Source organism: Neptuniibacter sp. QD37_11, assembly GCF_047778105.1.
Taxonomy (GTDB): domain Bacteria; phylum Pseudomonadota; class Gammaproteobacteria; order Pseudomonadales; family Balneatricaceae; genus Neptuniibacter.
The window spans coordinates 1,329,542-1,342,770 of the sequence record NZ_CP180552.1 but is presented as its reverse complement, the minus strand read 5'-3'; the positions used below and the strand labels follow the sequence as shown (position 1 = coordinate 1,342,770).

Here is a 13,229-nt window from a genome sequence, read left to right as displayed (position 1 = left end):
ACGAGCCACAACTCTCAATAGATCATAGGCTCATAATCCACTTACTTGATTTGCGCCTAAAATCACTGCTATAAGGATGAAAAACATGGATTTAAAAAGATGCGACACTGGAAGCGATATATCAGCTTAATTTTACCTACGCTCATAATTTTGGGATGTTCCTCGCCATCACTGACGACCCAAACCCCTTCCAAAGATGAAATTAAGCAAGAACAATCGATCCAATTAGAGAAAGCGTTTCGCTATCAGCTGCAACAGCAAACCCGGCTCGCTGAAGTCGCTCGCCCTTTATTGACCAAGAATATAGAAGCCTGCGGAAAAAGAACAAAACCGAGCTTAGGTATATTCATCCATAGCCTAGACGACTATAAAAAACCGAAGAAAGCCGTTACTAAAACCATCTATTCACTTAACGAACAACCTAGTGTTTTACAGGTATTAAGTAACGGGCCCGCACATCAAAAGCTGAAAGTAGGCGACAAACTAATTTCCATCAACAAACAACCTTTTCCAAAAGGTACAGCTAAATCGATCAAACATCTAAGCAACAACCTAAAAGATCAGACCGTTGTAGAACTGACCGTTGAACGCGATGAAGACCTGATTACTCTCTCTATGAAGCCGGAGTTACTTTGTAATTACCCAGTCATTTTAAGCCCTAGTGATGCCATTAATGGCTACGCTGATGGCAGCACTATTGTCATTACTCAGGGACTGATGCGCTTTGCGCAGGATGATAATGAGCTTGCCCTAATTATCGCACATGAGATGGCACACAATACTCAGCACCATATCCCGCAACGGATCAAAAATAGCTCACTTGGCTTATTGCTAGATACAGCTTTACTCGCGAGCGGTATACCCTCGCCTTTAATCGCAACGGGACTAGGCGCAAATTTATATACTCAGCAATATGAGATCGAAGCTGATCTCATTGGCTTACAACTGATGCACAAAGCAGGATTTGAAATTGAAGGGTTGGATCTATTCTGGCAAAAAATGGCAGCAGTTCACCCTTCGACGATCACCAAAGGAAAAGAGATCTCTCACCCAACCACAGTCGAACGCTCTATTCTGATCCGTAAAGAGATTACTCGATTTAAAAATCTCACGAGTTCTGTCAACCAAACTTCAGCTACAACGTTACAGTAATTAGGAGCAAGGATTTAGGTGATACGAGACGTTTAACTGTGCAACTAATCGAACACTTTCTAATTCAGATAGAACGTCGCGCGTTCCAGATAGCTAGGATTGCTACTGGCTGTGATCAGGATGCATTGGATATAGTCCAAGATGTAATGCTCAAATTTGTTCATACCTATAGCGATAAACCAGAGGCTGACTGGAAACCACTTTTTCACCGCATGCTACAGAACAGAATTAATGACTTTCATCGTCGAAAAACGCTAACGAATAGGATTTTCTCTTGGATTAGCTTCCGGGCAAATGAAGAAGATAGTGAGGTTATTGAAGAAGAGTTTGTTGATCCTTCCGCCCTGTTGCCTGAAGAATTCTTACAGCATGAGCGATTTGGTGATGCGTTGCTTCATGAATTAGAAGCGTTACCCCAAAGACAGCAACAGACCTTTCTGCTCCGGATTTGGGAAGGCATGAGTGTGAAAGAAACAGCCGAAGCAATGGCATGTAGTGAAGGCAGTATAAAAACACATCTTTCTAGAGCAACTGCACGTCTAAAACAGAAGTTAGCAGCACACAATTTTATAGGTCCCGACCATGAGTGACCCTAACGACAAAGCATTTGTAGATGCTTGCAAAAAAGCACTAGATAAACAGGTAAACGATCAATCACCTGAGATTACACATCGTTTAGCCCAAGCCCGAAAACAATCGCTAGAGCAAAAAGAAAGCTCGTCTGAACCTACGCAATTATGGGTTCATTCGCTCCAAAACAATATGTTTCCAACAGGCATAGCGATGGCTGCGCTTTTACTTTTAACCTTATGGCTACCTATTAATGACGATACCCAAGAATTAGTGCAAAACAATTTACTTTCGTTAGAAACACTAGATCTGCTGAGTGCAGAAGAGGATTTAGATCTCTATGAAGAGCTTGAGTTTATCAACTGGCTTTCGCTCCAAGCTGAGCAGGGTTAGTTCAATAATGTTGATCTATAGCAGCTTACTCAGCGCAGAAGAAACAGCACCGAGTATGAGTTTTTTAGAATTTCTAGGCCAAGAAGAAAATGAAATCTGGATTAAACCCGCTCTTGAATTGAGCGACGACTCAACCAATGAACCAGAGCAAATTGAAGATAGATCTACGGAGGAGGATTCTAATGAAACTAATTAAATCACTTTTCCTAATCACATGGTGCCTATCATCCACTTACCTCAGCGCTGCAGTAACCCAATGGGATAGTTTAACGGACGAACAACAGAAATTTTTAGCGCCCCTCTCTGAAAAATGGAGTCAATTACCAGAAGAGCGTCAGCAAAAATTACTTAAAGGCGCAGAACGGTTCAAGAACATGACGCCGCAACAGCGAGAGCGAGCTCAAAAACGCTTTAAGCGTTGGCAATCCATGTCGCCAGAACAAAAAGAACAACTAAAGAAACAGTACAAACGTTGGAATAAACTAAGCCCTGAACAGAAGAAGAAGCTAAAGGGTAAATACAAAGAATTTAGGCAGATGCCCAAAGAAAAACGACAAGCATTAAGGCAACGCTGGCAAGAACTCACACCCGAGCAGCGCAAAGCCTTTAGAGAGAAGTTAAAGTCAAACACAGACAAATAAAACTTAAATCGGCAGAAATTCTGCCGTTTTTTTGTCAACCGTTTTCCACCTACCCCGTTGTAGTTAGTAACAAACACAAAAACGTTAGGGGACACTTATGAAAAACATTATCGCTCAAACTTTAATGATCACGACTTTAGCTTTTACCGGCCTAGCGCATGCAGAAGATAAAGGAGATCGTGTAGAAGCTCGTTTAGATGCTAAAGGCGACCGCATTGAAGATCGACTTGATAGAAAAGGTGATCGAATTAACGATAAGTTAGACCGCCGTTCTGAGCGCGCATCCGCACAAGGGAAAGACAAATTAGCTGCTAAGCTGGATCGCAAAGGTGACCGCATCGATGCACGGTTAGATAAGAAAGGTAGCCGTATTGATGCCAAATTGGATAAAAGAGGTGATCGCTACAATCAAAATCACTAACCTACCCCTTTCATTCATCTCAGCCGCGCCTAACGCGGCTGAAATATATGGATCACCCTTTCGCCTATTAGAGAACCCCTTATCAACCATGTATACTGTCTAAATAGCACTATATTTGTGCTCAAAGATAATTAAAAACAGAGTGAGATTCGGGGTTGTATGCATGTCTGACGAGCCATTTTTCCTAAAGGAAGAGAAAGAAAAACTAGGCCTACAACGGAGCAACGGTCAAACAGAAGCTACACTAGAACCTCTGCAGTTGGGTAAACGTGTCAAAGAGATCCGTTTAAGCCAAAATCTGACTCTGGAAGAAGCGAGTAAACTCACAGGTCTTGCCCGCTCAACACTTTCTAAAATCGAAAACGAGCAGATATCTCCAACCTTCAGTGCCGTCAACAAATTAGTTAAAGGCTTGGGTATCGATATTCCTCAACTGTTCTCCCAACCTAAGCGCGGTGCCGGCGCGGGTGGTCGTCGAGATATTACTCGTGGAGGCGAAGGTGTACCCCACCCGACTCCTACCTATGAGCACGAATTACTAGCAACTCAGCTGAGTACCAAAAAGATGATCCCTTATCGCACAACAGTTAGGGCTCGTGATTTCGATGAATATACTGATTGGGTTAGACATGATGGTGAAGAGTTCCTGTTTGTTTTGAGAGGCTCGCTTCTACTCTACACAGAATTTTACGAACCTCTCGAACTATTCCCTGGAGATTCAGCCTATTACGATTGCGAGATGGGCCATGCATTAGTCTCCACCAGTGAAGAAGACGCAGAAGTTGTTTGGGTAACAGCTTAAAGTTACTCCATCGGAATCTAAATTCAGTAAAACTGCAAAATTCATAAACTAAGTTATACTGAGAATAACCTTCCTGAACACCGTCACACCATGACGTTTGCTTGCAAACATTTAGATGTGACGGTTTTTTTTGATCTGAACTACCAACCAAATCCAGCTAAGGCAATTTTATTGCCCTCTTGCCAAATACCTCTCTTCTTTAACTCTTCTAGAGTATTTGACGCATTTTCGCTGCTAATGCCATCGAACACAGATAGTTTGGCTAGGATATTATCCGCTAACTGTTCCTGCTGTCCTGAGTTACACCATAACTCATAGGTATCCATTGCAATGACAGGCGTTAAAAGCTCTGAGATAAACTGAATCCAACGTTGCAATAATTCTGTATCCCCAGCAGAGATAAATGGTTTTAGTAATGTACAACGTTGCTCAAGACGCTCTAAGAGCTGTGCTCGCTCAGCTACTAAAACTGGATATTTGGCGTTTCCACTGTGACTGAGGATGCCATCGTTTTCCGCAGCGACTTCAAAATATTGCAGATCCTCACAAGCGAAAGGTAGAAGCCAAAAAAGAGGGATGTCATGGTTAGCAGCGCAAATCATCTCTGCTTCTGGGGCGTTTCCCTCTAATCCTGGGACACCACTCATTGAAAGTAGAATAATGCGTGTTCCTAGCATAATTTTGTCCTTACATCTGTTCTACAGAATAACCTTGCTGTTTGAGCTCTTTCAGAATGCCATCTGGGCCAATCAAGTGAGCAGCTCCTACCAATACAAATTCAATCTCAGGCGTTGTAAGCATCGATTTAATCTGAGGCAACCAACGCTTATTTCTATCAACCAATAGGGATTGATACACCTTCGGATAATCGCTCTTCATCTGCTCTACGACAATCTTTTCAAGGCCTTCCGTATCTCCAGATTTCCAATAGAGAACCATCTCTCGCATCATACTCTCGGTCTCTTTCATATCCTCAAGCGTCTGCTTCAGATAACGCTCCTCGTTTCCCTCACCCAGCTCTGCTATAAAACCAATATGGTCTTCGATCGATTCAAGACCAAGGGCCTCCTTACCATCCTTAATAGCTTTCTGATAGTAAACAGTATCAGCACCATCTTCAGAAATACCTAATCGCTGAAACTCGATTCCAAGCATCGTTAACATAACGCCTGCTGGCTTCATACCGATAAATATGTGTGGAATAAGACCACGATCACGCAGAAACTGCTGGAGCTCCTGATAAAGCTCTGGGGAGATCATCTGCGTTAATAAGCGGCCATCACTATATGAAAAATGGACCATCAGTCTCACCTGAAAATTTGGATCGAGAATCTCTGACATTTCGGTCTCTAAAACAACTATATCTGAGGCGTTATAGGCCTGATCAAACGCTTTTGGAAACGGTAGGTCGGAAGGTGCTAAGACATGAATGGTCCCTGCAAGGTAGATCTCTTCCCCTGTTTTTGTCACTTTCCAAAGGGAGGTTTGGGCTAAAACAGAAAAACTAAAGAGAAACACTAAGAAACCTAAAATAAATCTTTTCATTTTATACTCCCCACTATTCTACTTAGGAATTAACTCACTGCTAATTACATACACTTTAGCTTCAAATCAAAGTTTACTCAGCTTTAAAAGGATATGATCTATACGAAAGCTTGAATAATAAATAATAAATGACAATAAAAGGGACAATATATGTCGGAGCTAACTTCTTCAGATCTAACGATTTTACTTGTAGAGCCCTCAGCCACTCAAAGAAAGATTATACGTAAAGAGCTAAACAAAGAATTAGTTGAGCGTATAGATGAAGCTGACAGCGTAGCGACTGCTATTAAACAAATAAAATCGGTTCGCCCAGATTTAATTATTAGCGCCCTTTATTTCTCCGACGGCTCAGCAGAGGAACTGCTTCAATTTATTCGTAACGACCCTTCTCTTACTGACCTGCCATTTATGCTGGTATCAAGTGAAAATAGACATAGTGAGTTAGACAAGTTTAAACAAGCGGGCATCGTAGCTATTCTGCCAAAGCCTTTTAATCACGATCATTTAGCAACCGCAATAAATTCAACTCTGGATATATTGTCCCACCATGAGCTGGATCTTGAGTATTATGACGCTGCCTCATTGAGGGTATTAGTAGTAGATGATAGCCGTATGGCTCGTAAAGTTATTACCAACGTTTTAAAAAATTTAGGTATTGAAAATATCACTCAAGCCACTGATGGCTCTGAAGCAATCCCCTTACTTCCCAATGGTTTTGATCTCATTGTTACCGATTACAACATGCCAGAAATTAATGGTTTGCAACTTGCCGAATATGTAAGAGGCTCTGGGGATTACTCTCATATTCCTATTTTGATGGTAACCAGTGAAGCAAGCCATGCCCATCTGAGTAATGTCGCCAAATCAGGCGTAAATGCTATGGCGGATAAGCCTTTTGAACCCGCAACTCTAAAAAAATTACTTTCCCAAATTTTAGATGATTAGTTCTATTTAGATGGTGCTGTAGAACAAAAATATCGCTGTTTAAAATACGCACAATTACAATGACTAAAATTTCACCAAAGATAACGGTATAAACTAGATATTAAAGGCCTGAGAACTTGTTATGGGCTGGCTGAGGTGTATAATGCCCGCTTTCCCACCAGAGCAGCCTATACTGTATCTTAAAATAGTATGCAGCCCTGCCCTAATTCCGAATAGGTAAGTCAAAGAATGAATTCAGAAGATCAGCTGTCCTTTGCTGAGCTTGGCCTTGCGGCTCCCGTATTGAAGGTCCTGGACGAGATCGGATACGAAACGCCATCTCCAATTCAGGCACAAAGTATTCCTCATCTACTAGAGGGTAAAGACCTTCTGGGTATTGCACAAACGGGTACCGGTAAAACTGCCGCATTTTCCCTGCCATTGCTATCTAGGCTTGATCTAAAAAGCCGTCATACGCAATTGCTTATTCTTGCACCTACTCGTGAATTAGCTATTCAGGTTGCTGAAGCGTGCCAAACTTATGCTCGTAACCTTCCTGACTTCCACGTTTTACCAATTTACGGCGGTCAAGCTTACGACAGCCAACTTCGCCAACTAAAACGTGGTGCGCAAGTTGTTGTTGGTACGCCTGGTCGTGTAATGGATCACATGCGCCGTGGCTCTCTTAAACTAGATAACCTTCAGGCTCTAGTACTGGATGAAGCCGATGAAATGCTTCGTATGGGCTTTATCGACGATGTTGAGTGGGTTCTAGAACATACGCCAGATGATCGTCAGATTGCGCTTTTCTCTGCGACTATGCCTTCGCAGATCAAGAAAGTCGCTGAGAATCACCTGAACTCCCCTGCTGAAGTTCGTATCAAAGCGAAAACAGCAACGGCTACCACGATCACGCAAAAATACCTGCGCGTATCTGGCAATCAAAAGTTAGATGCATTAACACGTATCCTAGAGATGCAAACGTTTGATGCCATGCTGATTTTCGTACGCACAAAATCTGCAACGGTTGAGCTAGCAGAAAAACTATCTGCACGTGGTTACGCTTGTGAAGCACTGAATGGTGATATTTCACAAAACCTGCGTGAACGTACAATCGACAAGCTTAAACGCGGTCAAATCGACATCCTAATCGCAACTGACGTTGTAGCACGCGGTTTGGACGTTGAACGTATCAGCCACGTTCTTAACTACGATATCCCTTACGATACTGAATCCTATATTCACCGTATTGGTCGTACTGGCCGTGCCGGTCGTGAAGGTGAAGCGATTTTGTTCGTATCGCCTCGAGAACAACGCATGCTTAAGTCTATTGAGCGCGCGACTCGTCAGAAGATCGAGACTATGCAACTGCCGTCTACTGATGACATCAATGAAAAGCGTGTACAGCGCTTTGTTGATCGCATCACACAGACGATCGATAGCCAAGATTTAGATTTTTTCAAAAACCTACTGACCGAATATCAGCAGGAACACGATGCAGATCCGCTTATTATCGCATCCGCGCTGGCTCACCTTCTACAAGGCGAAACTCCGCTGCTGATGAAAGAGCAAGAGCGTCCACCTCGTCGTGAACGTGGCGATCGTGATAGAGATGACCGTGGCAAGCGTCCACCACGTGCTATGTCCACTAAAGCAAAACAACTGAAGGATCATCCTGACGTTGAGATGCAGCGCTATTTGATCAGTGTTGGTCATGACCATGGTGTTGCACCAAAGAACATTGTGGGCGCAATTGCTAATGAAGCAGATCTAGATGCCAACTTTATTGGTGCTATCGAGATCTACGACGATTGCTCAACAGTTGATCTACCAACAGGTATGCCAAAATCTGTTGTACAACAATTACGAAAAGCAGTTGTATGTGGTCAGCGTCTTAATCTAAAAGAAGCTACAGGTGGCGGCGAACATCGTGGCAGTGGTGGCAGAGGCCGCGGTTCTGATCGCGGTGGCAAAGGTAACAGCAATAGCCGTAACCGTCCGCCGCGTAGAAACAGAAAAGATAGCAAGAAAAAAGAGAGCTAAGCTCTAGTTTTTACCACTAAACATTCTTCCCCCTTCATGAACTGTTTAGTGCTTTCTCAAGGATGGGATTAAAAAAGGCAAGCGTAAGCTTGCCTTTTTACCTTCTAGATCACTGCTAAATCAATTACTCAGCAGTCACCATAATTGCTTCTACTTCGATATCTGCATCTTTCGGTAACTGTTTAACCGCAAACGCAGCACGAGCTGGGTATGGCTCAGAGAAATAACGCGCCATCACCTCATTAACCATCCCAAAGTGACTCATATCGGATAACAAAATAGTTACCTTAACCAAATCAGAAAGAGAACCACCGGCTGCTTCAGCGACAGCCTGCAAGTTTTTGAAAACCTGCTCTGCTTGTGCTTCAAACGACTCAGTAACCATCTCCATAGTGGCTGGAATAAGAGGAATCTGACCAGACATATAGACAGTGTTTCCAACGCGAACCGCTTGAGAGTAGGTACCAATTGCAGAAGGTGCATTTTCAGTACTGATGATACTTTTATTCATAGTTTTCCCTGTATAAAAGATAATTTGCATTAAATAGACGTAATTGAGCCATTACAAATATGCTTACTGGGGAGTTTACACTCCTATTAAAAATCTAACCAGCTAGGGTTAGATTGCGTATAATCCCCTCATTTTTAACGGATCCGATTTGAACTATGCAACGTGCCGACCTTCTACTTGTTGAACTGGGATTTGCCCGTTCGCGCACCCATGCGCAACAATTGATCAAATCAGGAAGAGTTCAAGCTGAGATCAAAGGTCAATGGCAACCTCTTACAAAACCTGGTCTAAAGTTAGATCCTGATACACCATTTGAAGTTGAAGAAGATGAAGGTGATCGTTACGTCTCTCGCGGTGCTTTAAAACTTTTAAAGGCTCTAGATACACTACAACTAGAACTGAGTGGCAAAACAGCTATCGATGTTGGCCAATCTACCGGTGGCTTTACTGATTGCTTGCTACAAGCAGGTATTGATGCTGTCGTAGGTATAGAAGTAGGTCACGATCAACTCGCTGATAAGCTTCGTGGGGATCCTAAAGTCACTTGCTATGAAGGTATAAATGGTAGAGATCTACCGCACGAAATGCTGCTAGAGCATACAAACGGAAAAGGTTTTGATCTTGCCGTTATGGACGTTTCCTTTATCTCTCAACGTAAAATTTTACCTTCTTTAATTCCGCTTATCGCTGAAAACGGATATTTGATTAGCCTTGTAAAGCCACAGTTTGAGGTTGGGAAAGAAGGTATTGGACGAGGAGGCATTGTGCGAGATAGTTCACTCTATCCTCAAGTTAAGGCGCAAGTAGTAGAGTGCTGTGCCAATCTAGGCATGCAAATTCTCGATTACTTTGAAAGCCCAATTAAAGGCGGCGATGGTAACCGAGAATTTTTGATTATTGCGCAAAAAATCTAATCTTTAGTAGAGTAGCTATATACCACTTCTACAGCTGTACCAGCGTTTTCGTAACGTATGCTGTCACATAGATCAGAAACCAAAGCTATACCTCTCCCGCTAAACTGGCCAGCACAGGAACTTTTTTTACTATGTAGCCAATGGTCATAGTCAAAACCTTCTCCGCTGTCTTCTACTCTCACTAAAAGGCGGCCACCATGGGCAAATCGCGTATGTTGCAGGTATAGCGCAACTGCACCACTTGAAAGGGCTTCAAGTCTTTTTTCTCGCTCACTAAAGTACTCAGCAAACCCTTCAGGAGAAGATTTCAGGCTGGATTCTAGCTTCAACACCCCATGATCAAGGGCATTAACATAGAGCTCAGTTAATATGCTGAATACACTGTGCCACTGATCACCACCACCCTCTGATTCCTGTAAACGACTTAGTGCCTGCGCTACAGGGTTAATACGAGCTAAACTGGCTCCTTGTAGCTCTAAATTCCAGTTCCAGATATCGAGAATAGAGGACTCATTAACATCCAATTCAACACCACACGGCGTGATCGGTTTGATATCTTCGGCTGTAACACTGCCAGGAATATCGATCAGAGAAATATCGTCTTTCTGAATATTGCCATCAACAAAGTCACCAAGATCGGACAGGATAATATCGACTAAATGGGTCTCAGGACTATTTTTCTGGGCAGCGATAGATTGATATAGCCGATCTTCACCAAACTGCTCAGCTTTATGATTTTCTGCTTCAATTACACCATCACTGAGTAGCAGAATATGGTCGTCTGGCTCAACCTTGGTATGTTCAAAATTAAGTTCTTTGACTGAAGGAATGATTCCTAGAGGAGGGTGACTAGATACAATACGTTGCACCACAGCACCCTTAGAGATCACCAAAATATCAGGTAAACCTCCATTCCATATTTTTGCTGTACCATCTGGGCTCAAAGTGACTATAGCCGTGGCAAGGAACATTCCAGTAGGTAATAATTTTTGTAGCTTACGGTTTATCTGAGCGATGATCTCTTCTGCATCATAACCTTTCGCAGTCATTGCTCTGAAGGTTTCAGATAAAGGCAAAGCACCAATCGTTGAAGTCAAGCCATGACCGGTGAAATCACCTAAAAGAACATTTAATTCGCCGTTTGGGCGAAAGGCACTTAGTTGGACATCGCCACTGAATGTTTCAGCAGGTTGTTTATGAATCCGTATCTGATCTAAAGCTACGTTAGCAGATTCAACAGCCCCACTTAATAACTGCTCAGCTACCTCTTCTTCGCGAGCTCGTAGATGATTTAAACGATTCACCTGACGATAAAGTTGCGCGATACGCCTTAGTGCAACAATTTTCCCTTCGAGCAACTCAAAAGGAAAAGGTCGCTGGATATAATCATCACCACCGGCATCAATAGCTTGACGTATAACATCCTGCCCTTCTGCCCCGGTGACAAAAATTATTGGAATGAAACTGTCTTCAGCAGCCTGTTTAATTTTTCTGGTAGCCTGAATACCATCCATACCAGGCATATTGATATCCATGAGAATCAGGCTTGGATTTAATGCCTGGTATTTTTCAACCGCCTCTTCGCCCGTTTCAGCAAAGACCGCCTCCAATCCCATCTCTAGAATCATCTGACCTAATATCTGACGATTCAGGCGCATATCATCAACAATTAAAACTTGATTATCGCCGCTTCCAGCCTGACTTACTTCAGCTTCAACCATAAACCCTTAACTCTCGATAGTTACAAACTGATCGAAATTCGCAATTGTTAAAATTTTATGTACCGATTCATTAGGCTTCGAGATAATTACTTTTCCACCTTTTTTCTCCGCATGCTCTTTTAGCAAAAGAATCATGCCTAAAGCCGAACTATCCATATAAGTAGCCTTGGATAGATCCACTTTAAAAATAGTACCAGGGACATCAACATTTCGGTAAGCGTCTCGAAAAGATTGATGTAAGGAGTAATCAAACTGCTGAGACACAATAATATTAATCGTTTTATTATCACCAGCATTTTGTACAGAAATTGCCATAAGTTATCCCATCTTCCTAAGACTTTTTGGATTGCAGAACGCCACTAGAACAGCTCCACTTCCCCTTCATCCATATCATTCTGCGCAACAGTTCGCGACTGATTGCGATGTAAAGATTCCTCTCTTAACTCTTTACAACGTGCCATACATTTTTCTGCAGCGGCACTATTAACTTGATGATCTGGCGTAATTACATTTGAAATTAATGCTGATACCTCATTCAAGGAATCGACATTATGCTCCACTGATGAAAGCGCTTGAGAAGAGATATCTTCAAACTGTAACGAACGTACAGCCTGATCAACACTGCTACTGAGTTGAGTACCAATATGTGAAATTTCAGTAACCTTCTCATTTAAGAAATGATTCATATTAGCCATATGCTCAAGCATTTGACCCATCTTATCTTTCGTGCCAATGGTGTCACTCATATCAGTAGAGGCCATTCCACCTACGGTGCTACGTAGGACTTCGATAGTCTCTTTAGCAGAACCGATCTCTTCACGAATTTCATTATTCAAAGTAGCAGAATTAATCGACAGAGTTCGAACTTCATCCGCAACTACAGCAAAACCTCGGCCGGCTTCGCCAGCTCGAGCAGCTTCAATACTTGCATTTAGAGCCAATAAGTTTGTCTGACTAGCTAGTCCCTCAACATTTTCGATCAAGCCAAAAATACCATCCAATTTTTCAACCATATCATCTATATGGTGGACGGTTTCTAAACTGTTCTTACTTACATCAACCATTACATTCACAAACTGATCCAAAGTGTGACCTGTTTCAGAGATGAAACTTTGAATACTGAATGTTTCTTGGTTTAGATTTTGCTCGCCACCTTGAGAATCGCCTTCATGCGTTTGATTAATAATTTCAGCTGTTAATGCTGCCTGACGACTTGCCAAATCATGCATTGTATGAAAACTATCGCTCATTAAATGAACCGATTCTTTAATCAAGCCATCTACACGCGACACCTCTTGATTTACAATCATCGCGTCGTGAACAAGCGTCTGAGAAACTTCGTTCACAGCCTCTTGCAGTACTGGGTCAACACCAACCGAGGAACTAACCACTCTACTCGTTCTCGTTTCCGAGTTATTTTGTGAATTTGCAGCCGTATCATTAATTACAAATTGAGCAAGAAGGGCAGGTATTAGCACCACAAGACAGATTAGGTTCACGATACTTTCAAGCCCTAGAACCTCTGCAGTCGCTAACACTAAACTTGCCACCAAAGCGGCAACCAACATTATTTTCTTTAACGTCATTTAGCT

At 42.5% G+C, this 13,229-nt stretch carries 16 protein-coding genes; 10 read left to right on the top strand and 6 right to left on the bottom strand.

Translation table 11 applies throughout. The features are described from left to right. The first annotated feature begins 99 nt into the window (after positions 1–99). The 7 genes from ACMXYT_RS05990 to ACMXYT_RS05960 all read left to right on the top strand — a co-directional run bounded on the left by ACMXYT_RS05990 (position 100) and on the right by ACMXYT_RS05960 (position 3,979). Positions 100–1,152 (top strand): M48 family metalloprotease, encoded by a 1,053-nt coding sequence (locus tag ACMXYT_RS05990; RefSeq protein WP_415912025.1) that lies wholly within the window; start codon positions 100–102, stop codon positions 1,150–1,152. Positions 1,153–1,190: 38 nt separating this feature from the next. After that, entirely contained in the window at positions 1,191–1,742 is a 552-nt protein-coding gene (locus ACMXYT_RS05985) for an RNA polymerase sigma factor (protein WP_415900716.1), read from the top strand. Continuing rightward, entirely contained in the window at positions 1,735–2,115 is a 381-nt protein-coding gene (locus ACMXYT_RS05980) for a DUF3619 family protein (RefSeq protein WP_415900715.1), read from the top strand. The genes ACMXYT_RS05985 and ACMXYT_RS05980 overlap by 8 nt, the downstream gene beginning before the upstream one ends. Before the next feature lie 7 nt (positions 2,116–2,122). Beyond that, positions 2,123–2,311 (top strand): hypothetical protein, encoded by a 189-nt coding sequence (locus ACMXYT_RS05975; protein ID WP_415912024.1) that lies wholly within the window; start codon positions 2,123–2,125, stop codon positions 2,309–2,311. Continuing rightward, positions 2,298–2,756, top strand: coding sequence for a DUF3106 domain-containing protein (locus ACMXYT_RS05970; RefSeq protein WP_415900713.1), 459 nt, complete (start codon positions 2,298–2,300; stop codon positions 2,754–2,756). The genes ACMXYT_RS05975 and ACMXYT_RS05970 overlap by 14 nt, the downstream gene beginning before the upstream one ends. 97 nt (positions 2,757–2,853) lie before the next feature. Continuing rightward, positions 2,854–3,177, top strand: a complete 324-nt coding sequence (locus tag ACMXYT_RS05965; RefSeq protein WP_415900711.1) for a hypothetical protein — start codon at positions 2,854–2,856, stop codon at positions 3,175–3,177. A 163-nt stretch (positions 3,178–3,340) separates the two neighbouring features. After that, entirely contained in the window at positions 3,341–3,979 is a 639-nt protein-coding gene (locus tag ACMXYT_RS05960; RefSeq protein WP_415893952.1) for a helix-turn-helix domain-containing protein, read from the top strand. 140 nt (positions 3,980–4,119) lie between these two features. On the opposite strand, the gene ACMXYT_RS05955 is transcribed toward ACMXYT_RS05960, so the two are convergent. Both ACMXYT_RS05955 and ACMXYT_RS05950 read right to left on the bottom strand, forming a co-directional pair. Further along, on the bottom strand, positions 4,120–4,656 hold the full coding sequence (locus tag ACMXYT_RS05955; protein WP_415900710.1) for a hypothetical protein: 537 nt from the start codon (positions 4,654–4,656) through the stop codon (positions 4,120–4,122). Positions 4,657–4,666: 10 nt separating this feature from the next. Then, entirely contained in the window at positions 4,667–5,524 is an 858-nt protein-coding gene (locus ACMXYT_RS05950) for a TraB/GumN family protein (protein ID WP_415900709.1), read from the bottom strand. 150 nt (positions 5,525–5,674) lie between these two features. Between ACMXYT_RS05950 and ACMXYT_RS05945 the strand changes: the two genes are divergently transcribed. After that, positions 5,675–6,469 (top strand): response regulator, encoded by a 795-nt coding sequence (locus tag ACMXYT_RS05945; RefSeq protein WP_415900708.1) that lies wholly within the window; start codon positions 5,675–5,677, stop codon positions 6,467–6,469. Positions 6,470–6,697: 228 nt separating this feature from the next. Further along, positions 6,698–8,491, top strand: a complete 1,794-nt coding sequence (locus ACMXYT_RS05940; protein ID WP_415912023.1) for a DEAD/DEAH box helicase — start codon at positions 6,698–6,700, stop codon at positions 8,489–8,491. A 124-nt stretch (positions 8,492–8,615) separates the two neighbouring features. Here ACMXYT_RS05940 and ACMXYT_RS05935 read toward each other — a convergent pair whose 3' ends face one another. Next, the gene (locus tag ACMXYT_RS05935; protein WP_415900706.1) at positions 8,616–9,002 is read right to left on the bottom strand and encodes a RidA family protein; all 387 of its coding nucleotides are present in this window, start codon (positions 9,000–9,002) and stop codon (positions 8,616–8,618) included. A 155-nt stretch (positions 9,003–9,157) separates the two neighbouring features. Between ACMXYT_RS05935 and ACMXYT_RS05930 the strand changes: the two genes are divergently transcribed. Further along, positions 9,158–9,916: a TlyA family RNA methyltransferase gene (locus ACMXYT_RS05930; protein WP_415912022.1), complete on the top strand. Its 759-nt coding sequence runs from the start codon at positions 9,158–9,160 to the stop codon at positions 9,914–9,916. On the opposite strand, the gene ACMXYT_RS05925 is transcribed toward ACMXYT_RS05930, so the two are convergent. Genes ACMXYT_RS05925 through ACMXYT_RS05915 form a run of 3 tightly spaced genes read right to left on the bottom strand, consistent with a single transcriptional unit; the run spans position 9,913 to position 13,223 of the window. Next, positions 9,913–11,637, bottom strand: coding sequence for an ATP-binding SpoIIE family protein phosphatase (locus ACMXYT_RS05925; protein ID WP_415912021.1), 1,725 nt, complete (start codon positions 11,635–11,637; stop codon positions 9,913–9,915). The genes ACMXYT_RS05930 and ACMXYT_RS05925 overlap by 4 nt on opposite strands. A gap of 6 nt (positions 11,638–11,643) precedes the next feature. Then, on the bottom strand, positions 11,644–11,952 hold the full coding sequence (locus ACMXYT_RS05920) for an STAS domain-containing protein (RefSeq protein WP_415900703.1): 309 nt from the start codon (positions 11,950–11,952) through the stop codon (positions 11,644–11,646). Positions 11,953–11,996: 44 nt separating this feature from the next. Next, the gene (locus tag ACMXYT_RS05915) at positions 11,997–13,223 is read right to left on the bottom strand and encodes a methyl-accepting chemotaxis protein (protein ID WP_415912020.1); all 1,227 of its coding nucleotides are present in this window, start codon (positions 13,221–13,223) and stop codon (positions 11,997–11,999) included. Between the last annotated feature and the right edge of the window lie 6 nt (positions 13,224–13,229).